Here is a 1,742-nt window from a genome sequence, read left to right on the forward strand (position 1 = left end):
GGGGAGCTGGTGAAACTCCCTTTGAATCAGCCGGCACCATCCGGTAAGGCTAAATACTAACAAGAGACCGATAGTGAACGAGTACTGTGAAGGAAAGGTGAAAAGTACCCCGAATAGGGGGGTGAAAAGACCCTGAAACCATACACTTACAAGCGGTCGGAGCAGCGCGATGCTGTGACGGCGTGCCTTTTGCATAATGACCCTACGAGTTACTCTTCCTGGCAAGATTAAGGATTGCAGATCTGGAGTCGGAGCGAAAGCGAGTCTGAAAAGGGCGTTTAGTCAGGGGGAGTAGACGCGAAACCTTGTGATCTACCCATGGCCAGGTTGAAGGTGTGGTAACACACACTGGAGGACCGAACGAGTTTACGTTGAAAAGTATTTCGATGAGCTGTGGGTAGGGGTGAAAGGCTAATCAAACTGGGAAATAGCTCGTACTCCCCGAAATGTTTTTAGGAACAGCGTCGTGGTTGAGTTTCATGCAGGTAAAGCTACCAATAGGACTAGGGGGAGTCAAATCCTACCAAATCCTGATGAACTCTGAATGGCATGAAATATACACGGCAGTGAGGGCCGGGGTGCTAAGGTCACGGTCCGAGAGGGAAAGAACCCAGACCAACAGTTAAGGTCCCAAAATCTATACTAAGTTGAACAAAGGAGGTCTGATTGCAGAGACAGCCAGGATGTTAGCTTGGAAGCAGCTATTCATTTAAAGAGTGCGTAACAGCTCACTGGTCGAGCGAGGCGGGCATCGATAATAAACGGGCATCAAGTATAGTACCGAAGCTTTGGATTATGTAGCGATACATACTGGTAGGGGAGCATTCTGATAGCGATGAAGGTGAATCGACAAGGTTTGCTGGAGTGATCAGAAAAGCAAATGTAGGGATAAGTAACGATAATGGGGGCGAGAAACCCCCACGCCGAAAAGTCAAGGATTCCTCAGCTATGCTAATCAACTGAGGGTTAGTCGGGGGCTAAGGGTCTAGCGAGAGCGACAATCTAATGCACATCAGGTTAATATTCCTGAACTTACTATTAGGGAAACACGATGACGGAGATTCGTGGTTGGCAGGTACTGACGGAATAGTGCCTCTGAGTGGAAGCCGCAAGGCAGATGCGAGTCAGCGAAGAAACTTCCAAGAAAAGTTGTGGATCATAACTTAATAGTAACCCGTACCGTAAACCGACACAGGTGACTGGGAAGAATATTCTAAGGCGCTCGAGTGAATCACGGCTAAGGAACTCGGCAAATTAACCCTGTAACTTCGGGATAAAGGGAGCCTACTCAGCGATGAGAGGCCGCAGAGAATTGGTCCAGGCGACTGTTTAACAAAAACACATGGCTTTGCAAAAACGAAAGTTGACGTATAAGGCCTGACACCTGCCCGGTGCTGGAAGGTTAAGAGGGGATGTTAGGGCAACCGAAGCATTGAATCGAAGCCCCAGTAAACGGCGGCCGTAACTATAACGGTCCTAAGGTAGCGAAATTCCTTGTCGGGTAAGTTCCGACCTGCACGAATGGTGTAACGATCTGGACACTGTCTCAGCCGTGAGCTCGGTGAAATTGTAGTAACGGTGAAGATGCCGTTTACCCGCAACGGGACGGAAAGACCCCATGAACCTTTACTATAGCTTAGCATTGAGTTCTGGTACTGGATGTGTAGGATAGGTGGGAGACTGTGAGATGGTGTCGCTAGGCATCATGGAGTCAACGTTGAAATACCACCCTTCTTGTACTG

The 1,742-nt window shown here is 48.7% G+C and carries 1 rRNA gene (cut by a window edge); it reads left to right on the top strand.

Features of this window, described 5'->3' with window-relative positions:
- Positions 1-1,742 (top strand): 23S ribosomal RNA (locus tag BWI92_RS22640); its annotated part reaches 398 nt to the left of the window's first position; the annotation flags it as partial.

It is taken from the genome of Flectobacillus sp. BAB-3569 (assembly GCF_002270355.1).
Lineage (GTDB): Bacteria > Bacteroidota > Bacteroidia > Cytophagales > Spirosomataceae > Flectobacillus > Flectobacillus roseus.